Origin of the sequence: Crocosphaera chwakensis CCY0110 (genome assembly GCF_000169335.1) — a bacterium.
Classification (GTDB): Bacteria; Cyanobacteriota; Cyanobacteriia; order Cyanobacteriales; family Microcystaceae; genus Crocosphaera; species Crocosphaera chwakensis.
The window spans coordinates 35,479-60,768 of record NZ_AAXW01000028.1; the positions used below are offsets into that span (position 1 = coordinate 35,479).

At 38.1% G+C, this 25,290-nt stretch carries 19 protein-coding genes and 1 pseudogene; 2 read left to right on the plus strand and 18 right to left on the minus strand.

Annotated elements, in window-relative coordinates; translation table 11 throughout:
- Positions 1 to 104: 104 nt before the first annotated feature.
- From CY0110_RS16660 to CY0110_RS16710, 11 genes are all read right to left on the minus strand, one after another.
- Positions 105 to 461, minus strand: a complete 357-nt coding sequence (locus CY0110_RS16660; protein WP_008276667.1) for a hypothetical protein — start codon at positions 459 to 461, stop codon at positions 105 to 107.
- A 101-nt stretch (positions 462 to 562) separates the two neighbouring features.
- Positions 563 to 3,211, minus strand: a complete 2,649-nt coding sequence (locus CY0110_RS16665; protein WP_035799723.1) for a chloride channel protein — start codon at positions 3,209 to 3,211, stop codon at positions 563 to 565.
- A gap of 239 nt (positions 3,212 to 3,450) precedes the next feature.
- Positions 3,451 to 4,494 carry a cytochrome P450 family protein gene (locus CY0110_RS16670; protein WP_008276669.1) on the minus strand — a complete coding sequence of 348 codons (1,044 nt, stop codon included), beginning with the start codon at positions 4,492 to 4,494 and terminating at the stop codon, positions 3,451 to 3,453.
- Between the two features lie 204 nt (positions 4,495 to 4,698).
- On the minus strand, positions 4,699 to 5,607 hold the full coding sequence (locus CY0110_RS16675) for a peptidoglycan DD-metalloendopeptidase family protein (RefSeq protein WP_008276670.1): 909 nt from the start codon (positions 5,605 to 5,607) through the stop codon (positions 4,699 to 4,701).
- A 28-nt stretch (positions 5,608 to 5,635) separates the two neighbouring features.
- Positions 5,636 to 6,934: a homoserine dehydrogenase gene (locus tag CY0110_RS16680; protein ID WP_008276671.1), complete on the minus strand. Its 1,299-nt coding sequence runs from the start codon at positions 6,932 to 6,934 to the stop codon at positions 5,636 to 5,638.
- Positions 6,935 to 7,037: 103 nt separating this feature from the next.
- A complete protein-coding gene (locus CY0110_RS16685; protein ID WP_008276672.1) occupies positions 7,038 to 7,955 on the minus strand; it encodes a succinate--CoA ligase subunit alpha in 918 nt (305 codons plus the stop codon).
- A 27-nt stretch (positions 7,956 to 7,982) separates the two neighbouring features.
- Positions 7,983 to 9,221 carry an ATP-grasp domain-containing protein gene (locus tag CY0110_RS16690; RefSeq protein WP_008276673.1) on the minus strand — a complete coding sequence of 413 codons (1,239 nt, stop codon included), beginning with the start codon at positions 9,219 to 9,221 and terminating at the stop codon, positions 7,983 to 7,985.
- A gap of 21 nt (positions 9,222 to 9,242) precedes the next feature.
- Positions 9,243 to 10,979, minus strand: coding sequence for an HlyD family efflux transporter periplasmic adaptor subunit (locus tag CY0110_RS16695; protein WP_008276674.1), 1,737 nt, complete (start codon positions 10,977 to 10,979; stop codon positions 9,243 to 9,245).
- 92 nt (positions 10,980 to 11,071) lie between these two features.
- Positions 11,072 to 14,065 carry a peptidase domain-containing ABC transporter gene (locus CY0110_RS16700; RefSeq protein ID WP_008276675.1) on the minus strand — a complete coding sequence of 998 codons (2,994 nt, stop codon included), beginning with the start codon at positions 14,063 to 14,065 and terminating at the stop codon, positions 11,072 to 11,074.
- A gap of 304 nt (positions 14,066 to 14,369) precedes the next feature.
- Positions 14,370 to 15,143, minus strand: coding sequence for a peptidylprolyl isomerase (locus CY0110_RS16705; protein WP_035799725.1), 774 nt, complete (start codon positions 15,141 to 15,143; stop codon positions 14,370 to 14,372).
- A gap of 85 nt (positions 15,144 to 15,228) precedes the next feature.
- Positions 15,229 to 16,365: a calcium/sodium antiporter gene (locus CY0110_RS16710; RefSeq protein WP_008276677.1), complete on the minus strand. Its 1,137-nt coding sequence runs from the start codon at positions 16,363 to 16,365 to the stop codon at positions 15,229 to 15,231.
- Between the two features lie 422 nt (positions 16,366 to 16,787).
- Here CY0110_RS16710 and CY0110_RS16715 point away from each other — a divergent pair, with 422 nt between their 5' ends.
- Complete coding sequence (locus CY0110_RS16715) at positions 16,788 to 17,345, plus strand: hypothetical protein (protein WP_008276678.1); 558 nt, start codon at positions 16,788 to 16,790, stop codon at positions 17,343 to 17,345.
- A 24-nt stretch (positions 17,346 to 17,369) separates the two neighbouring features.
- On the opposite strand, the gene CY0110_RS16720 is transcribed toward CY0110_RS16715, so the two are convergent.
- Both CY0110_RS16720 and CY0110_RS16725 read right to left on the minus strand, forming a co-directional pair.
- Complete coding sequence (locus CY0110_RS16720) at positions 17,370 to 19,457, minus strand: pentapeptide repeat-containing protein (protein WP_008276679.1); 2,088 nt, start codon at positions 19,455 to 19,457, stop codon at positions 17,370 to 17,372.
- A gap of 152 nt (positions 19,458 to 19,609) precedes the next feature.
- Positions 19,610 to 20,137, minus strand: a complete 528-nt coding sequence (locus tag CY0110_RS16725) for a YqhA family protein (RefSeq protein WP_008276680.1) — start codon at positions 20,135 to 20,137, stop codon at positions 19,610 to 19,612.
- A gap of 84 nt (positions 20,138 to 20,221) precedes the next feature.
- Here CY0110_RS16725 and CY0110_RS16730 point away from each other — a divergent pair, with 84 nt between their 5' ends.
- Complete coding sequence (locus tag CY0110_RS16730; RefSeq protein ID WP_008276681.1) at positions 20,222 to 20,812, plus strand: Uma2 family endonuclease; 591 nt, start codon at positions 20,222 to 20,224, stop codon at positions 20,810 to 20,812.
- A gap of 44 nt (positions 20,813 to 20,856) precedes the next feature.
- On the opposite strand, the gene CY0110_RS16735 is transcribed toward CY0110_RS16730, so the two are convergent.
- From CY0110_RS16735 to CY0110_RS16755, 5 genes and pseudogenes are all read right to left on the minus strand, one after another.
- Positions 20,857 to 21,834, minus strand: a complete 978-nt coding sequence (locus tag CY0110_RS16735; RefSeq protein WP_008276682.1) for a formylglycine-generating enzyme family protein — start codon at positions 21,832 to 21,834, stop codon at positions 20,857 to 20,859.
- Positions 21,835 to 21,866: 32 nt separating this feature from the next.
- Entirely contained in the window at positions 21,867 to 22,562 is a 696-nt protein-coding gene (locus CY0110_RS16740; protein WP_035799728.1) for a hypothetical protein, read from the minus strand.
- Between the two features lie 91 nt (positions 22,563 to 22,653).
- Positions 22,654 to 24,561, minus strand: a complete 1,908-nt coding sequence (locus CY0110_RS16745) for a two-component system response regulator (protein ID WP_008276684.1) — start codon at positions 24,559 to 24,561, stop codon at positions 22,654 to 22,656.
- Between the two features lie 41 nt (positions 24,562 to 24,602).
- Positions 24,603 to 25,115, minus strand: coding sequence for a response regulator (locus CY0110_RS16750; RefSeq protein ID WP_083794088.1), 513 nt, complete (start codon positions 25,113 to 25,115; stop codon positions 24,603 to 24,605).
- Positions 25,111 to 25,290 (minus strand): annotated as a pseudogene (locus CY0110_RS16755) (hypothetical protein); the annotation flags it as partial. The gene CY0110_RS16750 and the pseudogene CY0110_RS16755, both read right to left, overlap by 5 nt.

Sequence of the window (25,290 nt, forward strand, 5' to 3'; positions counted from 1 at the left end):
CATTAAGAGTTCTTAAAATTTCGGAATATTTAATTTAATACTTTTTCTTTATATCTTAGCAAGCAGTTAACACCGATAACTGCTCACTGGTAACTTTTCCTCATTTATAATCGAGACATCATCGGCAGCTTAAAGCGCATTTCTAAAGATGTTCCGTCTCCTGGTGGGGGATAAATACGAATATTGGTCGTAGGAGCAAATTCTTTGAGATATTTAGCCAAGGAAGGAAGATATTTTAAAACTTCCCAATTTTGTCGTCTATCCGCACAAACAATAATTAACGTTAAGGCTGTGCCACAGGTGGTTAAATACCATCCGGTACGGGATAAGACGGTTTGAGTTAGGCGATCGCAACTTTCATAAAAATAACGGGTTACCGCTTGATCTAGTTTGCGTTGTAGAGAATCATCAACAGGGGTGCTAGGGGGTAAGTCTTCGGGACGAAGATAAAAATAATTCATTAAAGTCAATATTATTTTTCGATTGCTTTTCTATAATTTAATTACCGTAAATTGGCCTTTTAGTCAATATCTTTTAATGGAAAATTATCACAAAATAATGACTAATTATCTAACTTTCCTCGCACTAAAATGACGGTACTTTTCACTTGTTGAGCGATCATTTTAGGAATATTTCCTTGCATCACTTGAACTAATAACCCTTCGCGACTGACCCCTAACATAACCACATCACAGCTTTCTGCTTCAGCTAAATGAATGATCGCATCTGCGACAGACTGGGAACGAACAGGGAGGGGAATAACAGGACGTTCTAGTTCTTCTTTTAAGCGTTTAGCTTCAATTTCTAAGGCTTGATAATTAGGGGTCGATTTATGGGGGGGAAATACTTGACATAACCAAATAATAGGGGATCGAGGACGAGTATATAATTTTGTTAATCCGGGTAACAATTCCATAGCCCGTTTGGCATTGGGACCACCAGCAATAGGAATTAACCAAGTGGTATCTTTATCTAAAATTTGGGGATAAGCTTCTTTTTCTTGTCCCAATTTTACTAAGATTAATTCGCAAGTCGCTTTGCGAATTAAAATGTCAATGACTGGATCAAAAATGGTTCCTGGGGTGTGATGGTCATCGGTCCACTCTAACACCATGAGATTAATGTGTCGTTCTCGAATGGTGTCTAAAATGGCTTGAGCGCGATCGTGGGCGACACGAATTTGAGTATGAACTGGGATATGATAGTGACGGCCTAATCTTTCAGTTCTTTGTAACAATTGACGACTGTGTTGGGTAATTACGGGGGTTTGAGCAGGATCACTATGTTTGGGAACGGTAATCACCTGTAGACATTCAATTTCTTGGTTTTGTTGTTGAGCGATCGCTGAACTAATTTTAAACAGAGACGTAGCCGTATCAGGGTTAACTAAAGGTAATAAAATACGACCGTCTCCAGCTAAGGGGGCCCGAGTTTGATAGGCAATATAGGAAGGATCAGGAACCACTTCGTTAATGGTGGTATCATCCCCTTGTAATTGATTGGCTTCAACCCGAATAATATCCGTTCGAGTGATAATTCCCACTAACTTATGACCTTCTGTCACAGGAAGACGGGACAACTGATAACGGTTCAGCAGATATAAAACATCACTCAGAGACGCTTCTGCTTGCACTGTAATGGGTCTTCGGGTCATAAACTCCTGTAAAGGAGTATATCCTGGTTCTTTTTTTAATTTCGCCAGATCCGTTTGAGTAACAATGCCCACCAGTTGACCTTGCTCTACCACAGGAAACCCTCGATGACTGGAGTTAGACATGGCTTGTAGCACTTCATCTAGCGTTAAATCACTAGATAAGGTTTCGACTTGAGACTCCATCACCTGAGAAGCGGTTAATTTTGAGAGAAAATCTTGTCCTGTGGCCGCTTCGTTGATATAGATACCCCGAGCGTGTAACATATGTTCGTACAGAGAACCCCGTGAAACACTTTCGGCCACGATATAAGACACCGCACAAGTGACCATTAGGGGTAAGACTATGTTAAAGTCTGTATTCAGTTCAAAGACAAAGACGATCGCTGTTACTGGTACTCTAACCACTGCCGTAAAAAAGGCTCCCATTCCTGCTAGAGCATAACTTGATTGTGCGCCAGTTCCCGTCACAAATTGTTCAAAATCTCCTACCAAATAGCCTAAAGCCGATCCTAACACCAGAGCCGGACCGAATAACCCTCCAGGAGCATTGCAACTATAGGCCAAAATGGTGAGGAAAAAATGAGCCACAAACGCTAATAAAATTCGACTCCCATCTAATTCTCCTGTAACTAAAAAGATGCGAAGTCCTGCATTATCCCGAAAGAAAGGAGGCAATAAAGCGATAATAATGCCTGACACCATTCCCATTAAGCCAATACGCCAGGATAAGGGTAAATTGAACTTTCTTTGTATTGTGACACTGGTTAGGAGTCCCCGATTAAATAACGCCCCTAATAGTCCGGCTAAAATGCCTAGAAGTAGATAAAAAGGAATGTCTGAGATAGAAAAGGTAATATCGGGCAGTTCCAGTAGTGAAGAGGGAAAATTGAGGGTAGATGACTGTAAAATTAACGAAACCACCGCTCCGGTAAAGGAGGCAACGATAGCCGTTTCTAAGGTTAACCCTGAAACATCTCGCATCAACTCTTCAATGACAAACAAAACCCCGGCAATAGGCGTTGTAAAACCGGCTGCTAGTCCTGCTGCTGCTCCGGCTGCGATCATTTGTCGTCGATGTTCTGGGGAGGTGGGAACCCAGTTACTCAGTTGTGCTGCTAACGCTGCCCCAATATGCACTGTTGGTGCGCGACGGCCTAAGGTTAAACCTCCGCCTAACACTAAAATGGTTCCAATAAGTTTAACCACTGCTACCCGTAAGGATAAGGGAACTGGATATCGAGCTAAAGCTGCTTTTACTTGAGTGATACCGCCTCCTGTAGCAGTTGGGGAAAAGGTTTCAATGATCAAACCCGATAAATAACCTAAGATCAGTCCGCCTAAAGGAAGCACCCACATTGCCCCAAACTGGTTGGCTAAAGCGACACGCCAACCCCCTAACCAACCGACTCCTTGTTTCAGAATTAAGGCAGCGATCGCAGAAAGCACTCCAATTAAACTGGCTTCAACTAAGGCATAACGGGTATCCGTGGCATTAAATGCCAATTTTCTCGATTTGAGCCATTGATAAAAACGTCGAGGCATTGAATAAGGCTGCATGGATTACCCAGATTGCGCCAGTCTTTCTTGATCATAAAAGATATTTTACGGATTTCAAGCAAAATCCTCTATATTTTTTTATTTAAACTGTACTAAGTATGCCAAGTCGCATTTTTTGACTTGAAGTTTCAGAAGCTTTATATCTTGATGAAGAAAAAGCCTATTGTCAGGTAGAGTGAAATGAATATATAGGTAAGTGCTTGATTTTTTTGTCAGAATTAACCAATTTACTAACAAGGTTAGGGAAAATCTTCCCCTAACGTTTCTTTTAAATAGGCTGATAACTTTTCAAGGCGTTTAGCTTCTGCGGGTGAAACAGAAGTTCCTTTAGTTCGTAAATCAAAATATCGCTCTACAGCTGTTGCGATACGTATGGTTTTTCCTAGTTCTTTTAACCCTTCAAAATAAGTTGTGTTTTTCTTCTTATTGGTTAAAGGATAGCCAGATAAACGATCATAGGTTTCTAATACTTCTGTTGCTATATTTTGCTCAATTTGACCAGGGGCTAAATCAATCCCTTTTTTAATATTAATCACAATATAAGGACTGACTTCTTCACCGTTAGTTGAACTCACCAAACCTTTATTATCCATCCATAAATTATCTAATTCAACGGGTTCAAAAAAGAAAGCATAACTCCCTGTCTGTAAGGGAGCTTCTCCAATGGGTACGGCTTCATCTTTTGTAGTCGGATAGAAGGCAAAAGTTGTCGTTTTTATTTGAGGTTGAAATCGGGGTTCAAGAATTGTTTTAACAATATTATTAACTCCTTCTAAAGCAACTTTTCCTAAAGTCGTATAAGGGACAAGACTAGGAAATGCAGCCCCTACATAACCTATAACTTCTCGTAACGCACCAGTAACATCTTCTAAACTTGAACTACCCAATCCTTGACAAAAGCTACTAAAAGAAAGATAAATTCTTTCAGATTTTTGATTCTTTGAAAAATTTTTTAAAAAATCTTCAACTACTGCAACATTTTCAGCCCAAACGGTTTCTAAATCTTGAGACACTTCATCAATATGGCTAAGATAATGAGCTTTGAGAACTGGTGTTTCTACATCACCGATTCCTATCTGGCTCAGAATAGCAAAATAATTATTATTAAATTCCCCCGCTTTATAGTGACTTTTATACTTTGTGTAAAGTTGATGAGGAATATAGTTAATAGATATAGTAAAGTCTTCGGCTGGTTCGATTAAAGCATCGTTATCTTTGATGTATGGATCTAGTAAAGAACCAGGCTGAAAAATAGGTACTCTGCCAATCGTTGAGCTTGTCACTTAAATTGTTCCTTATTCCTTTAAATAGTTAACAGCTTATCGCTATATATTAATTATCTCATTATTTACCAGAGTCAAAATTTACGAAAACTTATAGAAAATTTTATTATCGTAACGTAACCTAAGTTTCGGATCAGAAAAGGGAGAAATAGTTGGCTATAAATTAAGATAAATACTTTATTTTGCTTTGAAGATTAACTCAGGTTACTGAGATAAATGAATTTGAGGATCTTGTGCTACCCAACCCACAGGAGATTTAAATCGTACTTCAAAATGTAGATGAGGATTTAAAATATCCGGCCGTCCCGTTGTTCCCACAGACCCTAACACATCCCCCATTTGTACCGACTGACCGATGCGTGTGTTAAAGCGACTGAGATGACCATAACGGGTTTGTCTGCCATTACCATGATCAACAATGATTAAAAAGCCATAATTTCCCTCTTGACCTACATAAATGACGTTACCAGAGTCAGCAGCTAAGACAGGGGTTCCTTCTTGGGCCAAAAGATCCATCCCTCCATGAAAAAAAGACTCTCCCGTATTGGGTTCAATGTGCCATCCGTAAGTTAATCCCACTTGTGCGATCGCAGGCAACGGATAACCCCTTAACCCAGTATAATTATCTTGAGACGGACGTTCCCCAGGTTTCCAATTAACCCCAGGAATAAAGGCAACTTTTGGCGTTTCTACACAACCATTAATCTCAAACAAAACATCGGCCCGAACACCATAAGCAGTGGATAAGTCTTGCCAAGTCGCGCCGTTGGGTACTGTAATTTTAATGCCATTAAAGGGAGGAATTAAAATGTCTTGTCCCACCTGGACTTGTCCCCCTTGGAGACTGGGATTAACACCGATCAAGGTTTGAGGAATTAGATTATACTGTTGAGCGATACTTTCGATGGTTTCCCCTGAGATGACCTGATGACGTTGTAAACGGGATAAGACAGGAGTCGGACACAGTTCCGACAAAGGAGTTTGAGCGATCGCAGATAAAGGGGAGAACCAGGAGATCGCAGAAAGTAAAGCAATGACCAATCTTGCTGTAAAACTATTTGTTTCTACCCATAAAACCAGTAAAAAAAAGCTTACTTTTTTGGCAAAATTCATCATTATTTACTCTTTTTTGGTCACTGTTCTATAAAACTCTTAAAATACTGGGAATACTGTCAATTGCCTCTAAGGTACGAATTTCATCTAAAGCGGTACGAAAGTTACCTTCACAAACCTGGTGAGTCACCACAACAATCTCCGCTAGTTTCTCTTGAAAGCCAATTTGTACCACCGACTCAAGACTCACTTCATGGTTACCGAAGGTAGTCCCTAAATGACCGATGACCCCTGGTAAATCTTTGGTGAGAAAACGGGCATAAAAACGGGTATTAATAGCTTCAATAGGCGTAATTTGACAAAAATGTTGATGAACACAACTTAACAAAGGATCAAGGGTCTCAGTTAGTCCGCTACTTTTGAGGATAGCCACAATATTCATAATATCCGATACCACTGCGCTGGCTGTTGGGCCGGCTCCGGCTCCAGGTCCAAAAAACATTACTTGTCCCAAGGGACTCCCTTCCACGAGAACCGCATTAGAAACTCCGTTGATATTAGCTAAAGGATGATCTTTCGGAACAAGGGTAGGATGAACCCTTAATTGTAATTGTTCGGAGATTTCGCCGTCTGCTCCTTTGGCAATGGCTAATAATTTAATGACAAACCCCAATTGATCGGCATAGGTAATGTCTGCTGCACTCACTTGACGAATGCCTTCGCAATAAACATCCTCCCGCTTAACTCGTCCTCCAAACCCCAACGAGGCTAAGATAGCGATTTTGTCGGCCGCATCTAACCCGTCTACGTCGGCAGTGGGATCAGCTTCAGCATAGCCTAATTTTTGTGCTTCTATAAGCACTTCAGTAAAATTTGCTCCGGCGGTGGTCATTTTGGTCAAAATATAGTTGGTGGTGCCGTTCACAATACCGATAATACTGCTAATACGATTAGCTCCTAAGGACTGTTTCAGGGGTTTAATGATGGGAATACCACCACCGACAGCTGCTTCTAAGAGGACGTAGACCCCTGCGTCATTGGCTGCTGCGTAGATTTCATCGCCATGACGAGCAATCACTGCTTTATTAGCGGTAACCACGTGCTTTTTTTGAGCAATGGCTTGTAAAATGAGCGATCGCGCTGGTTCAATGCCTCCTAATAATTCGACAATTATGGCAATTTCGGGATCATTAACTACTGCCTCTAAGTCAGTGGTGATAACCCCTGGCGCGAGTTGAACTTGACGAGATTTATCGAGCGATCGCACGCCCACTTTACCGATGCTAATCTCTTGTAATAACGGATTTCGTCCTGTCGGATCTAGTAAGATGTGTGCGGTTCCTGTTCCTACTGTTCCTAAACCGAGTAAACCAATTTTTACGGTCACTGAATGTTACTCCTATTTTCCGATACTTTTTACCAAAGGGACTAGATTAATTTAACAATTACCAGTGACCAGTCACCAGTGATCACTCAATTTTTAATAGTTATTATTTATTGACGGTTCTTGACTTACGCCGTCGACTGGAAAAAACACCCTTCGTTAATTTTGTAATATCTTCAATGGTGTTGGCCATTTTCACCCCTGCTTTTTTGAATGCCGTAATGGTTTGATTTTCGTTGGTTTTCCCTGTTTGATAAGAGAGTTGACTGGCAATAATGCTGGTGGCATCGCCAAAATTACGGTTAATGGGGGCTTGAATCCCTGGAAGATAGGCAATAACTGGTTTTTCGATGGCTGAACCGATATATTGAGCAGCCAATAATTCTGCACTACTGTAGGGATGGCCAAGTAAAACGATCGCCTCGGTGGTTTCGTCTTCTTCCATTATTTGTAACCACTGTTCAAAGTTCGATCCCATGACTGCATCGCAGCCGAGACTAATGGCTAAAGATTGCCCTAAACCTGCTTGCGATAGAGTTTTTGCGACTTCATCCATTAAGCGATCGCAACGGCTAATCATTCCCACTGGTCCGGTTGTATAAAATTCAGGTTCCATAATGCCTAGCCAAAACTGTTCAGGAACCAATAACCCTTCACTCCCTGATCCTAAGACAAAACTATTGGTCACTTGAGCTTGTTCTAGGAGAGCGATCAAATCTAGGGGAGGAACCCAAGAGGTAACAATCACTAACTGTTTAATGCCGGCGGCCATGGCTTCTAGCCCTGCATCTAATACTTCATAGGGAGGGGTTAAAATTAAGCTTATATCGATTTCTCCAACTGTCTTGACTGCTTCTTCAACCAAAGTAAAAATAGGAATATCATCAATTTGGTCTATTTGTTCTTCGAGGGTGATCCCTGCGACAATGTTGGTTCCTTGAGCTTTCATCCGTCCGGCATAACTAATTCCCAAAGGATTAGTGATTCCTTGAATTAAAACTTTACTATCGGCTTCCCATTTCATGATTGTTATATTTTCGATTAAATTGATCTAATTACTAATTAAAGCAACGGTTTTTTTCACTGCTTCGTTAAGATCCTCAAAACAATGAATCGGTAAATCCCCAAAAGACGTTTCTCTAGACTCTAAATCCCCTGTAGCCAGTCTCAGAACCCATTTGACGGCGTTAGAATTAAGATTAGGGTTAACTTTTCTTTGATGCGCCGAATTAGCTGATGTAGGTCTAGATAACTGTTCTTCGTTATCGCTTGTCACCTCTAAAGGTTGACAATAATCTTTCATGGCTTCGGCTACTAAGTCCGATGTTTGCTCACTACTAACAATATTGATCAAAATAACTTCTACCTCAGCAATATTAAGTATTTTGTCGATGGCAATTCCTAACTGTTTAATTAAGGATTTACTGCTACTTTTTTCTTCTATAATAAAAGCCCCTATTGGTTTTCCTTTCTGATTAAGAATAAGATCCCAAGTGGTTAAGGTGAGTCCTGAACCATTACCAATAATTCCTACATTACCTCCTTTGTCCTTGCTGCCAAGCCAACGGGGTTTTTGAGGGGGAGTGGTAACGATGTTTCCTTGGGGGGTAACGGTGGATGGACGATCAGCTTTGGGAGTGAGAAAACTCAACAAATCTAAATGACGGGATAAGGCTGTATCATTAACGGTAATTTTCCCGTCTAACGCCATTACTTCTCCAGAGGCACTAACAGCTAGGGGGTTAATTTCAATCAAGTCCAGGTCTTTTTCGATAAACAATTGATACATTTTTTCGAGGATAGTGCTAACCCCATGAATGAGACGACCTTTAAGCCCCATTTTTGTAGCTAAACGACGGGCATAAAAGGGAGAAAACCCTTGATCGAGAACCACTTTTTGCGTATGTTTTAGTAGGGTTTCTACGTCAATGCCTCCTTTAGCTGAACCCATTAAGACAGGTCGTTGTAATTGATAATCGAGCAGAATAGATAAGAAAAATTCTTCCTGGGTGTCATAGCGAGCTTCTGCGAGAATGACTTCAGGATATTCTCCTAAGATAGGTAGACTAAAAATGGCCTGGGCTGCTGCTACTGCATCAATGGTATTTTGTACAAAACGAATCCCTCCGGCTCTTCCTCGTCCACCGGAATGAACTTGAGATTTGAGAACCACTGGATAACGGATGTGAAGATGTTTGAGTTCACTTAATTGGGCAATGGGTTGGGAGGGTAAAACGGGAATGCCTACCTGATGAAACAGTTCTTTTGCTTGATATTCCAATAAATCCATTTTTCTTGTTTGTTTGTCCCATTAACGAACTTGTTTGAGACTTTCGACTTTTTTATTGAATAGTTCTGTAATTAAACTTAGCACTGTACGATTTTCCCGAACTTTGATGTTAGCTGTTACAGACATTCCTGATTGTAAAGGAATATCGCGCTCGGCGGTTTGTAACTCTTGTTGGTCTAGTTCTACTTTGGCGGGAAAGCGATAAAATTGATGAATTTCATCGGGTTCTAGAGCGTCAGAACCAATAGACATTACCTCCCCTTTAATATCGCCAAATTCACTAAAGGGAAAAGAATCGATTCGTACATCAACTTTTTGTCCCACTCGCACGAAACCGATGTCTTGGTTAGTAATATTGACTTCGGCGATTAAATTATCGTCGGGGACTATTCTTAATAGGGGTTCGGTTTGATTTGGGGGGGGAACATAACCGGGGCCAGCTTTAAGATCGAAGACAGTACCACTCACTGGTGCTTTAATTTCTTGATATTTGAGAGTCACATTTGTACGACTTATTTGACTTCCTAATTCTGCAATTTGTTTATCGTTTTCGACGATGGATTTATTTAACTGACTATCAATGTCGGCAATTCTTTCGTTATTATCAGAAACTTTATCCCTCAAGTCTTTTTCTGTTAGTTTGACGGTATTGACTAATTGAGCTTGTGCCTGATTCATGGCAATTTTTAAACGTTTTTCTTCTTCTGTAAATCGTTCAATTTCTTTAAGACGATCTTGAACTTGTTGTTTTTGGCGATCGTATTCAATGGTTCCATTGGAACGTTGTTCTGTCAGTTGTTGCCGTCGTTCAGCGATGGTTTGTCGCTGTCGTTCTACTTGTAACCTAGCCACACCCCCTTCTTCGGCCAATGGTCCAATATCTTCTAGGATGGCTTCTTCAATTTCTAGGGCTTTTTCTGCTTCAGCGATCGCTTTTTCGTTTCTTTGTTCAATTTCATTCAATACTTTGCGATCGTCGATCAATTGCTGTTTAGCATCGGCTAATTCGACTTGAGTTTGTCTCAGTTGTTTTTCTAGCTGATCCATTTCTAGTTGGGCTGCTAAGGCTCTAGAAGACGACTCTGCTTGAGAGGCTCTAAGTCGAGCTAGTTGTTCTGGACTTAAGGCGGTTCCTGGGCTTTGATTTCCTAATTCTGCTTGATAGAGACGATTTTCTGCAATTAAGGCTGCACGGTTACGGGCAAGGGCTGCTACTTCTGTAGGTAAATCTAGTTTAATAATCGCCCGTTCTACGTCTGAGGGGTTGAGAGAGGCATTCATCAAGGTACGATAAAATCGATTTTCCTGTTCTAAGGATGCCTTAACTTTTTCTAGGGACTTTAATTCTGCGGTACTGGCTTCAGAATCTAAGATAACTAAGATGTCGCCTTGTTTAACTTTCTGCCCATCTTCGATTAATACCTTTTCAACTACTGCACCACCTACTGGGGGGGCGTGGACTTCTTTGACGGCTTCTTGTGGTTTAAGTTGTCCTTGTGCTGGCACTACTTGTTCTATTTTGGCAATGCCCGCCCAGACAATGCTCGCGGTGGTTACGCCGATAATAGTCCAGACAACTCCTCTAGACCAACTGGGAGATTGACGAAGGATAACGGCTTGTTCGGAGGTAATGGGGGCAAGGAAATTACTCGATAAGGGGTCGTTGGAATGAGTGGTGGCTAAAGCTGATGAACCTTGATCTGAGTTTTTTTGAGTGAGATCGTCGTCTCGTTCGTGTTGGCCATTAGTGTTAATCATAATTCATACCTGATAAATAGGATTAAATGGGTGTTGAATAGAGCAGCAGTGACCAGATATCAGTTACCGAATATTACGTTTTGAGATCGGCTTTATTGATGGCCTTCTTGTTGTTGATAGAGATAGTAATAACGACCTTTGAGAGCCATTAATTCGTCGTGGGTTCCTTGTTCTACTACTGATCCTGAATCCATCATTAAAATGACATCGGCACTTCTGATAGTGCCTAAACGGTGAGTAATAAAGAAAACCGTGCGATCGCTAAAGGCATTCAACAGGTTTAGACAGACTTGCTGTTCGGTAGCATAGTCTAAGGCACTGGTGGCTTCGTCTAGGACTAGGATCTGAGGATTTTGCAGTACAGACCGAGCAATGGCGATCCGTTGTCGTTGTCCCCCGGACAGGGCTGAACCTCTTTCTCCTACATTGGTATTGTACCCATTGGGTAGGGTCATGATAAACTCATGGGCTGCGGCGACGGTGGCGGCTTCTATGATCTCTTCGGTGGTGGCATCGGGGTTAGTGAGGGCGATGTTATCCTGTACTGAACCGTCGAATAAAAGGGTTTCTTGGGGAACCACACCGACTTGACGACGTAAGGAATACAATTCCACTTTAGAAATATCATAGCCGTCGATTAAAATGCGTCCTGCTTCCGGTTCATACAGTCTTGAAATTAGTTTAGTTAGGGTACTTTTTCCGGCACCACTCCCTCCCACAACGGCGATGAAGGTGCCGGGGGGAAAGTCGATATCGATGTTTTTTAGTTGCAGGGGCCCGTGTTGTTTAAAGCGAAAAGAAACATTTTCGTATCTAACGCCTCCTCGAATGGCAGGCATCGGAATATTACTGCGATCGCGTTCCGCTTCTTGAGGAGTATCGACAATATCGGCTAACCGTTCTAAGGATAGGGCGGTTTCTTGGAAGTTTTGCCACAGTTGAGTTAGTCGTAAAATGGGTGAAGTTACGTAACTGGCAATGATGCGGAAGGCGATTAATTGTCCTAAACTGAGTTCTTGTTGCAGCACTAAATAAGCCCCTACCCATAACACTAATAGCCCGGATAATTTATTGAGAAAGCCACTGGTAGAACTGGCTAAAGTGGAGGTAATGACTGTATTAAACCCGGCTGAGACGTAACGGGCGTATTTTTCTTGCCATTGCCAACGCGATCGCAGTTCAATATTTTGTGCCTTCACGGTTTGTATCCCTGACATCACCTCAACTAAGTAGGACTGGGTTTGGGCGTTTCGTTCAGCTTTGGTTCTCAGTTGACGGCGAATGGTGGGGGAGAAAACCAAGGTCATGGCCACAAAAATCGGTACAATGCCCAAAGCAACCAAGGTTAACAGGGGACTATAAACTACCATGACTGCAATATAGACCACCGAAAACACTGCATCTAAGACGACGGTTAGGGCAGTTCCTGTTAAAAATTGACGGATATTTTCTAATTCATTAACCCTTGTGGAAATTTCCCCTACCGGTCTTCGTTCAAAATACCGTAGAGGCAACCGCAACAGGTGATCAATAATTTCTGACCCTAAACTCATATCGATGCGGTTAGTGGTATCGACAAATAAATAAGTTCGCAGGGTGGTCAAAACTGCTTCAAAAATGGCAATAATTAATAAAAATGTCCCCAATACTTGTAACGTATCCGCACTATTCTGCACAATCACTTTATCAATGATTACCTGAATCATTAAAGGATTAGCTAAGCCGAATAATTGTACAAAAAACGAGGCAATAAAGACTTCAGCTAATACCCTGCGATATTGTCGTAAGGCAGGAATAAACCAACTTAAACCAAACCGTTGTTGAGGGGTTTCTTTGGTGGGTTGTAATAATAAAACTTCTCCTCCTTCTCCCCACATTTCTAAGAACTCACGGGGACGACGACTTAAGATGCCCAGTTCTGGCACTGCTATGACCACTTCTTTCTCACTCACGTCGTACAAAATCGCCAAACTATCTTGCCACATGAGTAAGGCAGGGGTTTTTAATTGAGTAAAAGAAGAAGCTGGAATTTTAATTAATTGGGCATTCAATCCCATTAATTCGGTAATTGCCCCACATAAGGGTAAGGATAGGGTTCCTGTTCGTTGTAATTGTTGCGCGAGAATGCGACGGATGACATCTCGACGATAGGGCATCCCAAAGTATTGACTAAGCATCTGAAAACAGGCTGATCCCACGCCTAAAGGGGTTTTTCCTTTGACAAACGGATAGGATTTTCGCCTTTTTTGGTTCCTAGTAGGTTCTGGGGGAGGAGCAACTCCCACTACTTCTACATCTGCATAGGGAATCTCTTCTTCTTCTTTCTCTAATGAAATAGCAGTCGATTCTTGGCCAATATTTAACTGGCTTTGGTATTGGATTTCTCCTAGATTTAACAAGGGTAAAATAATAACACGAGCGGGCTGAGAACCTTTCACCTCTACAGATGCTTGGCCATGGTCTGTTATTAAACGGCTACCCACTGCAAAATTTTCGATGCTTCCTCCCCCACTCACTAACCATAGTTGTTGTTGATGCTCTGGGGGTAAACTATTTTTTCCTGGGTCTAAGTAGTAAACTTGAGCATCTTCTAAGAGGTCTTCGGCCAGGGATTTGATATCGATATCTCCTTGAGCTTGTTGCGCTAAATAAGTGCCTAGGAGATCATAGAGTTCACTAATGGTACATTGGTCTTTAAATCGCTCTTTTAGCCTGGGATATTCTTCTAATAACCGCCAAAAGTCTTCTTGTTTTAGGGCTAATCCGACCGCTTCTGTGGAGGCGATAACGGTTTCGCAGGGAACTCCTCTGATCAGGTTAACGTCTCCTACGATAGATCCTGGCTGTAGTCTTTGTAGGGTACTGGGCATTTTTGTTCGAGGGTCGTACCCTAATAACCGTCCTTGTCCTTCTAAGAGGATGGTCACGTAAGACGATAGTTTCCCTCGCATTAAAATCACTTGACCCATACGATAACGCCAAATTTGACATTTGTTAGCCATTTCGGTGATGGCGGTTTCGGATAATTGGTCAAAGGGGTCTATGTGATAAAGAAAATCTTGTATGTCGCTAGTAGTATGGGTCATAATGACGCAATCAAGTTAAGAGCTTTCGATTCTGTTCTTCTAATCCCTAAGCGCGGAAGTTTAGCAATCTTTTGCTGAATCTTTGTGACAAAAGTCTGTCTAACTATGATAGAGGGTTTTAATAAAAATATTAATTGAGATTCTCGTTAAACATGACTTTTGTTGATGATCGACTCTTGTATTAAGACAAACTTAAGAAGTAATTAACTTCAAAAAATGACTTAAGGTTTTCATCAAACTTGAGGTTGAAGAAGAATTATTTACCCTCTTTTTTATAATGAATCCTTCCAATAATTTCAATAGTTTAATTAGAGTTTTCAGTATAACTCTGTTCGTCCTCTTGGAACCCTTGAGAGGGGGAAAACGAAACATTTTGTTGAAGTTGGGCCAGTAACCAACTTTGGAAGAGTTCGTTAAGTAGTCGTTGTTTGGTATTGTCATCGAGTTGGGCTGACATATATTTTTCTAAACGCACAATAATCCACCATTCTCCCACTTGAGTTGGGGGTGATAGTTGTCCTGGGCGACTGGCTGCTAAAATTTGGGCAATCTTGGGATGAGGCGTGTTAAGTTCTACTGGCCCGAGAAGTCCCCCTGTTTGAGCTTCTGAACCCTGAGAATATTGTCTGGCAAGTTCGCTAAAGGTATTTTCCCCTTCTTGAATACGAAAATAGAGTTCTTGGGCAACTCCTGGATCTTTAGTACGAATTAAAGAGTAAACGACCCGATCTAATTGTCCTTTACATTTGACAAAATAAGGGTCTAATTTGTCTCCCCAGGTAAGGTGCTTAAATTTTTCGATTTTTAAATCTCTGACGCTTAATGTTTCTAATTGTTCTGGGGTCATGCCATGATGATTTAACCAAACTTTTAGTTGATTTTCGTCGCTAATTTGTTGCTTTTGGTAAAATTGTTGCTTGGCGAGGGTGGTTTCTTCGGGTGTACAGGTTATATCGGCGATCGCTTGGTCGATGATGATTTCTTTGGCGAGTTGAGGTAGTAAGCGATATTGGGCAAGTAAAGGATATATGTCCTCAGATGAGATGGCTTGATCGCCAATTTTCAACACAATGTTCATGTTTTCCATTTTCCTGTTCACAATTCTCATTGTATCTTTTCTTCCCTACTACTTTCTTTGTTGTTTTACTTCCCTTAACTAATCCTTAATTAAATTCATCTTTATCTTCTATCGATTGATTCCTAAGTTGTTTGGTTTGTTGTTTTTTTCGTAAACTATTCAAGGTAACAATGATTAAAGTAATCACTGTAATGGGAATGACAAAGAATAACATGACACTACTAAAGATAGTCAGTCCATCATGTTCGGTTGCATACAAAATTAAATAAGTTGTGTAGGCAATATAATAACTTAAAAATAAGCATCCTTCCCAACGGGCAATCACGTTACCGGTAAAGAAAATGGGTAAACAAGCAATAGCGATGGCTACCATTACGGGTAAATCAAAGTGTAAAACTGCATCGGATACAGGAACTCCTATCGGGGAAACCATAGCACATACGGCTAATACGGTTAAAATATTAAAAATATTACTTCCAACTACATTCCCTACTGCAATATCTCGTTCTCCTTTAATGGCAGCCACGACAGATGTGGCTAACTCTGGCAAAGAGGTTCCTGCAGCCACAATAGTTAAACCAATAATTAAGTCACTGACTCCAATTTGACGAGCAATGGTGGTAGCACTCTCGACTAACCATTGTGATCCCAATACTAAGAACCCGACTCCTAATAAAATAAAGGCAATATTTTTAATCCATTGCATCAGGGATAAAGGGCCTTTGTTACCATATTCTGTTTCATATTCAGAATCAGGATCACTGGATTCTTTTGACCCTTGATAAATCAAAAATCCTGTATAAATAATCCCACCTATTAAGAGAATAATGCCATCAGAACGGTTAATCGTTCCATCAAGACCAAAAAAGAAGGTTAAACAAAAAACCCCGATCATAATGGGAACATCTAAACGGATTAACTGTTGCGCTACCATCAAGGGAATGGCTAGAGATGATAATCCCAAAATGACTAAAATATTAAATATATTACTGCCGATGACATTACCTAAAGCTAAGTCCGCTTCACCGACTAAACTAGACTGGACAGCAACAGCCATTTCTGGCGAACTGGTTCCATAGGAAACAATGGTTAAGCCAATCACCAGGGGGGAAATGCCTAAACTTCCAGCTAGACGGGCAGCTCCTCTTACTAAAATTTCTGCCCCAACCACTAACAAGACCAGTCCCGCTACAAGTAACCCAAAAACGAAGATAAAATTCATTCAAATTTGTTTTTATTTATGAACAAGTTAAATTATGTTACAATCATGAAACAAAATTTTAAAAACTTTTTAACCTTAAAATTCTAGAAATATGAGTCATGACTATGATAATGGTCTAACTATGATAATACAGTTAGCTGTTGATCTTAAGCATAAACCATTTTAAAGATTTTTTTTATAAATTAATGAACTCATTAAGGATAAAGTAAAAAAAATCAAGAAAAAAACACTTAAGATACTTGTTAGCAAATTGATAATTAACAACTAATTATATCATTAGTTCTCCTTATTGGAAAAAAGTTTTTTATTTCTAGACATTGAGTAATAATTCAAAAAGCAAAAATATATTTTAAAGTCAATACAAAAAAATAATTACCTTTTAAACAACAATAAGATTTTAGATTATTTTTAAAATAAATATAATGATAAAGTATTTAATTATTGTAGTAGATAATAGTTGGAAACCTGGAAATGGCGACCCGACAATCATGGGATGGTTAACAGTTTTTTTTTATTTTATAACTGCTTTTTTATGTTTTAAATGTGGACAAAAAAATGATAAAAATAATTTAATTTGGTGGGGATTAGCGTTTATTTTAGTGTTGTTAGGCATTAATAAACAATTAGATTTACAATCCTGGTTTACTCTAATAGGTAAAAAAATGGCTATAGAACAAGGATGGTATGAGAAACGGCGTATCGTTCAAAAGGATTTTATTATTGGATTGATTGCTATTAGTTGTGCTAGTGTAATGTTTATAATGCAATGGATGGGAACAAAAATTAAACATTTTCTATTACCCTTATTAGGTCTTACTTTTTTGGTAATTTTTATCCTTATTCGAGCAACATCATTTCATCATGTTGATCAATTATTAGGATGGAACATAGGAGGAATGCAGATGAATTGGCTATTAGAATTAGGGGGAATTAGTTGTTTAGCGATCGCAGCAATTAAAGAGATTTTTGCTTCTAAATAAAAGGAGTCAGGTGTCAGGAGTTTATTATAGTTTTAATAATTTAGCGATCGCTGGTAAGAGTTCGTTACACGCTTGAATAAATTGAGTCGCGTGGGGAATATTTGAGGTAATTCCAAATAGAGCATTTTTTGACAGTCGGGCTAATTTTTTGAGATTACTATCTTCTGGATTATTAGCGGCTTGACTTAGGGTTTCAAGTGCTTCTAATGCTTCAAATTTTTGAACATCTTTGAGATGTTCTTCAGTTTCTATAGCAGTTTGTAATTCTTTTAAAATATCTTTAATATTTGCTTTTCCACCTTCGGCGTTATCAGGAAGTTGTTTTATATTATTAGAAACTTGTCCACTAATCTCCCCTAAATTAACAATCGATTGATTAGCGTTAATATCTCTAAGATTGGTGTTTTGACTGTTATCAATTTTTTTAGACAAAATAAATTCCTCCTGATGTTGATAATAAAAACTTGGTTTCGCTAATGTAGTCGTAATCATGGTTTCTAGGGATTGAATACGACTATCTTTTTCTTCTAATCTTGCTCGATATTGTTCATTTAATATTTTTAATTGATTATAGTTAGTAAAATACTCCCTATTCAATTCAGAATGATTTGCTTCCGGTGCAGTTGCTGCTCTAATTAATAGTTTATCATCACCTCGTTTTTCGAGAGCGACAATTTGTAATTCTGCGTCTGGATGTTCTTCTGCTAACTGTTTAAAAGCAATGGCGATGGCACGAGGATCAATTCCTTGGTTATGATAAAGATCGAGCGTATTTACTAAGGGTTGAATAAATTCAGCAAAGTCGCCATCTTCAAATTCTTCTTCCCAATTATCTGGTTTACGGCGTTGGTTTGGATCGCTTTTTGTCGGTTCTCTCATAAAGATATAACGACATCTTACTCCTTGTAAATTGGTATGGCTAGTAATTCCCCAATCTTCAATAGTTGCACCTGTTAATGTTGCCCCGGTTAAGTCGGTATTATCTAATTGTGTTTGAATTAATTTTGCTCTCGATAAGTCAGCATCTTGTAAATTGGCGTTACTTAAATCTGCTCCTATAAAACTAGCATCGGTTAAATTAGCTGCTTGTAAATGAACCCCTCTTAAGTCTTGGCGATCAAAATTTTTATTAATTCCTGTTCCGATTAACCATTGTTTTAAATTGCTGTTACTGAGGTAGGTTTTACCTGGACGAATCCGATCTAATTTTTCAGTGTTTTTAAAACAAGTACGGATTAAAATCGCTTGTCTAAAATCGGTGCTTTTTAGTGTTGCTTTGGTGAAGTTGGTATCTGTTAGATTCGTATTTTTAAAAGTAGTGCCACCGCTTGCAGCAAAGGCGACAGCAAAGTTGCGTATCCAAGCATTTCTAGAATCGCCTTTCATGGCACGATAAGCAATATAATATGCCAACAGAGCTAGTATTACCGCTCCTAAAAAAGCTCCGTTTCCAGCACCAGTAAAAGCAAAAATTTTAGTTCCACTGAAAGCGAGGATAAAGCATCCAAAACCAGTAAAACCGTCTCTCACAATAAAAACTACGGCAAAAACTACAGCAAAAGTTGCAATAAATGCTCCAGCAAAGGCGATACTGAAAACTATACCAACAATGATTGCTGTCACTACAGTTCCAGCTAAGTCAGATCCAGGCATTAAGGTAAAGACTATACTTGTAACAATTGCTCCAATTAAAGCAGAGGCTATCGCTACCACTCTTAAACCCCTACCTAGTCCTTTAAAATATGTAAAAAAACAAAAAATTATTAATACAATTAGGCTTGTCCATGCTGCCACTTTCTGTGCCATGCTAGAACTATTAAAAAAATAAGCAATTAAACCACCAATAAAAACAGAAGAAATTCCAGCTATAAAAAGAAGGATCAATACGATCAATAATAACCCTATCATCCAGCGTTTTTGTAGCCCTGCTTTAGCTCCTGTAAAGTTTGCCCCTGTGAGGTTTGCTCCTTTAAAGTTTGCCCCTCGGATATCACAGTTACTAAAGTTTGCCTCTGATAAGTTTTCTCCTGCAAAGTTTTGGCCTCTCAGTTTTTGATTTGAGAAGTCCCGTTGTCCTTTTTTGTAACTATCTGTAACTGTTGATACTTTCATAATAAGTTTTAAGTAGGGGCGAACGGCCGTTCGCCCCTACAGGATTTACTATAGGCATTGATAAAAATACAAAAGGGAACAATTTAAACAATTATGGCTTGATTATAAACAATAATTTTTTTATAGTCCAAACTCCGAACTCCGAACTTTAATTACGTTTCTTTCTCAGTTAAAATCAAACGAATACTAAGAGCGATCGCAATAATTGAAACAGGAATCACTAAAATATTCCACGTTACAGTCTGAATGGTTTCAGATTCTAAAATACCTTTAATAAAAACAACGGTTAATAAGACAACTAATATTTCTAATAAGGTCTTTTTCAGAGTAGTAATACTATTAACCCGCAACCAACTAGGATAGTTGATTAAATTATCTTGAGATCCAAGAAATAAAAAATAAATTCCTGAAGCAAAATATAACAAAGCTAAAGCGACTAAAAAATCATCTAAGGCTTCTAATAAATCAACAATAATAATAATACTTGATTCTACTTCACCCCTTGCGGTTTCATTTCCTGTGGCAACTCTGATAAAAACTTTGACAGTATCTACTGTTCCCAAACCAAACATAAAGATGGAACTAACGAGAGAAGAGAAAATGGATAAAACACTACTATAACGACTCCACTTGATTATTTTAAGGAAAATATCAGTTTTTGGAGGTTCTGATGTTGACATAATTATTACTTAAAGATTTTTGATATATTTTATATTAAAGTACAATTGTAATTAAGATGATTCTTTCATTAAAGGTTAGTCATTATGGTTGTCACCTCTCAAATAATGTCTTTAGAAGACTATTTTAACTATGACGATGATACAGAGACTCGCTATGAACTAGAAGATGGAGAGTTATTAATTATGGCTCCTGAAAGGGACTTGAATTTACGTATTGCCTCGTTTTTATTTGCTTATTTTCTTCAGCAGGGAATTCCATCATATCGTTTAAGAATTGGAACAGAAATTGTAGTTACAGGAACTAGAGCAACGGTACGTTTACCTGATTTAATGATATTAACAGAAGAATTAGCAACTGCCTTAAAATCAGCGAGTCGTTCAACGGTAACAATGGATATGCCACCCCCTCAGTTAGTTGTAGAAGTGGTATCACCAGGGAAAAAAAATAGAAATAGGGATTATCGTTACAAGCGGTCGCAATATCAAGCTAGAGGAATTTCTCAATATTGGATTGTTGATCCGATAGAACAACAAATTACTGTATTAAGTTTAGTAGAAGGATTATATGAAGAAACAATATTTAAAGGAAATGATGCGATCGCCTCATCCATATTATCAACGTTAAATGTAACCTCTCAGCTAACAGTAACAAAGGTTTTACAGGAAACATTGTAAATAAACTGACTTTTGCCTCTTGCCTATTGCCTTTTGCCTTGAATTTAAAAATTTTTCACCAAACGAAAGCCAATATGAGTGGTTCCTGTATCTGGTGACTGGGACTCTCTAGCAGCAGGACGATAACGACTACAATAATTCTTAGCACAGAGATGAGAACCGCCTTTTATAACATGAACTAACTTATCCTGGGGCTTTTTCGGGTCATAGCCTATCTTGGGTCCTTTAGGGTTTGTTTTATGCGCCATATTTTCCCGTTCCACTTGATACCAGTCTTGCGTCCATTCCCAGACATTCCCAGACATATCATATAACCCATAGCCATTGGCTGGAAAAGAACCAACCGGAGCAGCACCTAAATAACCGTCTTCTTTGGTGTTAAAAAAAGGAAAAATGCCTTGCCAAGTGTTGGCATTTTTTGCCGAATATTGATCGCCCCAGGTATAGTCTTTTCCTTGGAGTCCCCCTCGCGCTGCATATTCCCATTGTGCTTCGGTAGGGAGTTGTTTATCTGCCCATTTTGCATAGGCTAAAGCATCATCATAAGAGATATGAACAACGGGATAATTTTCTTTGCTGAGAATATCACTCTCTTCTCCATAAGGATGCTGCCAGTTTGCCCCCGTTACCCAGTGCCACCAACTAAGATAAGCAACCCGTTCGATACCTTCATTTGGGGGTTGAAAGACCAAAGATCCAGGTTTTCTCTGTTCGTCGGGAAGGTTGGGAAACTGTTCTTTAGAGAGGGGACGCTCCGCAATAGTTTGATAACCGGTTTCTTTGACAAATTTGGCAAACTGTGAGTTAGTAATTTCATAAGTATCGATACAGAAACTATCTACCGTTACATCATCAACAGGTTTTTCTTCAATAAAGTCTTGATTATCAGATCCCATGCGAAAGGTTCCCCCAGGAATATAAGTCATTCCTTCTGGACAAGAGCTTGAAGTTTCAGCCCCTACATTTAAAGGATTTAACAACCAGAAAAAGGATAAAAATAGAATTAAAATAAAAGATTTCATGATTCTCATTACGACATAATTACAATATGAGTTTACATTGAATTATTTGATCTTGACACTGCTTCAAACCGTTTAAAATAAATATCTCTAACCTTTGGATCTGACATACTATGATACTTATGATAACTACATTGGCGACAGAGGTGCCAGTACATTTTTTGTGAGGAAACATGGTCTTTTTTACTTAAAATTGATTGGCCAATATAACCACAGCGATCGCACTGAATAAATTGCTCAAATTCTTTAGGAAGATCAAGAAAACAAGCTCTCATAAAAAGAGAGAATTCTGTTTGAACTACTGCATCAAGAGAATCAAATTCTTCTAAGGGATAAAAACATCCTTCATGTCCAGTGCCTTTAAGAGAAAGTTCTTCAACAATTAAAGACCAAACAAATAAAAGTGGCTCGTAATACTTAGTATAAACTTGATCCATCATATAAACAACAGTTTCAGCCGATAATTCATCCAATTCATAGGCTCTTTTAATTCGTCCCGCCATTGTTAGAGGTTCGTCTAATCGTGGGAAACTATCAATGTTTAATTCTTTGCAAGTATATCTAAAATATGACTCAATTTCATCCTTTTCCAATTTCGGATTAAGTCCTGCCAAAATTCTTAAATTTGGGGTATCTACTCCTTCGCATAAACGTTCTACTGCCCACTCAATATAATCCTCTGCCATAGCACAATTCAACGCACGATTTAATAGTAAAGTTTCAGTCATCATTTGGTTAAATGTTGCTATAGTATATAAATAAGATTATTTAATTCTATTTATAAAATAAATCTTAAATTTAATCTAAGTTATCCTTAAAATCTTAACATAGTTCAAATATTTTTTCTTCTCTAAGAAACTGAGTAGCTTGGTTAGAGTCAATTGGTTTAGAAAATAAATAACCTTGTCCTAATAGACAACCTAGTTCTTGTAAATATTGTAACTGAGTTTTAGTTTCAATTCCTTCAGCAACGACCTCTATCTCTAAACTAGATGCTAACATTAAAATGGCTTTAACAAATTGCAAATTAGGATTACATTGATTCAGTTTTTGAAGAAAGGAGCGATCAATTTTTAAGGTGTTCACAGGTAATTCCTGTAAACGATTTAAACAAGAGTAACCGACTCCAAAATCATCAATACATAAATGAATTCCCATATCTTTTAGTTTCTGTAATTTCTCAAGGGAATAATTTTCTGTATTTAGAGTATAACTTTCTGTAATTTCTAGTTTTAGAGATTCAGGGGGTAAATGACTTTCTTGAATAATTAATCCTATTTGTTCGACAAAGTTATCTTGTTTAAATTGAATGGCGGATACATTAATATTAACCCTTAAACTATCATGATTAGGAAACTGTTTTGTCCAATAAGACATTTGTTGACATACTTGTTTTAAAATCCACCATCCCAGTGGATTAATCAATTGTGTTTCTTCAGCAATGGGAATAAATTTTTGTGGGGATATCCACCCTTCTGTCGGATGTTGCCAACGTAACAATGCTTCAAAACCATTAATTTTTCTAGTTTTTAAATGAACAATTGGTTGATAATATAAAGAAAATTGTTGAGAAAATTCATTGTTTTTTATATTTTCGACTGCTTTTTTTAACTCTCTTTCGAGTTGAAGACGAGCAAAAACAAGAGCTTGCATATCTGGATTAAAACATTGATAATGACCTTTTCCTTGTCGTTTTGCTTGATACATTGCAATATCTGCATCTCGCAATATTTCAGTGGCTTGGTTATATTTAAAAATATTAAATGTCATGCCAATACTAGCACCAATAGCGACTTCATTATTATTCAGATAAAATGGCTGACTCAAGGTCTTTAAAATCCGTTGTGCAATAACCTCAGCTAATGACAATTCTTTGAGATTTTTTAACAAAATTGCGAATTCATCACCACCAAAACGAGCGACAGCATCACTAGAACGAACACAAGTTTTTAAGCGTTGACTGACTACTTTTAAGAGATCATCTCCTATCAAGTGTCCTAAACTATCATTAACCATTTTAAATCCATCGAGATCAATAAATAATACTCCATATAAATAGTCTGAGTTAACAGAAGCTGTTTTCATTTCTTGTTTTAGCAAATTAACAAATAACTCTCGATTAATAAGACCTGTTAATTTATCATGAAAAGCATCATGTTTGAGTTGTGCTTCTCTATCTAATAATTGAATTTGAGTTGTTTGCAGTTCTAACAAAGTTTTTGTTAATTCTTCTGTACGCTCTTCTACAAGTTTTTCTAAATTTTGATTAAATTTTTGGAGTTGTTTTCCCATCTCGATTCGCGCTTTAATTTCTTTTTTGAGAAATTTATTTTGTTGTTCTAGAGTTTTAGTTAGATGTCTCAAATCAAGATGTAATTTAACTCTTGCTAATAATTCTTCTTGGATAAAAGGTTTTGTAATATAATCAACAGCACCGAGAGAAAATCCTTTAACTTTATTAAAAGTTTCATTTAAAACAGTCATAAAAATAACAGGTATATCTACGGTTTCTGGTAATGACTTTAAAGAACTACAGGTTTCAAATCCATCCATTATCGGCATCATTACGTCTAATAAAATTAAATCAGGTAATGTCTTTTTTGCTTGATTAATTGCACTTTCTCCTGTTTGAGCAATTAGAACTTTATAGTCTGCTTTTTTTAGACACTGAAAAAGAACCTGAATATTATTCGGGTTGTCGTCAACAACTAAAATTAATGGTTTTTCCATTGAGAACTTTTTATTACAATTCATTAAAGTTTATTTTTTATTTAACAATTGGTATTAAAAATATGCTGAATTTTGTTGATTTCAAAATTGTGCGTTGCTTGAAGTAACCAATCATAGAAATCACTATGTTGAAGATCATTTTGTTTTAAAATTAATGTTTCTTGTTCAATTTTTTCAACATCTCCTGTTTCAATAGCATTTCTTAATTCTGACATATCAATTCCTTGAGGCAAAGTAATTTCTAAACTTGGTAAAGTAATATGAGACAACTTTTGAGAATTGTCTGTATGGGGTTTAAATTGATAAATCCATTCAAGATTTAAGAATTGTTGAATATGATTAAATAATTCGATGGCTTCGATAGGTTTAGGCACAAAAACATTACATCCTTGTTTTAATGTTTTTTCTTGATCAACCACAGAAACACTCGCACTAGAAGCAATAATGGGTGTCGTTTCAAATTGAGGTAAATTTCGTAATTCTTTGGTCATTTCTAAGCCATTCATCTCAGGCATTAAAATATCTGTAATGATTAAATCAGGCTGAAAATCAATCGCTTTTTTCTATGCCTTCTTTACCTTGTTCTGCTTCAATTATTTCAAAACCAACATTTTTTAATAATTTAACTAAAAATAAGCGGTTATCTTGCATATCATCAACCACTAAAATTTTCCGTTTATTACCTTTATATCCTTTTATATTAACCTGATGTTCAGATGGTTTTACTTC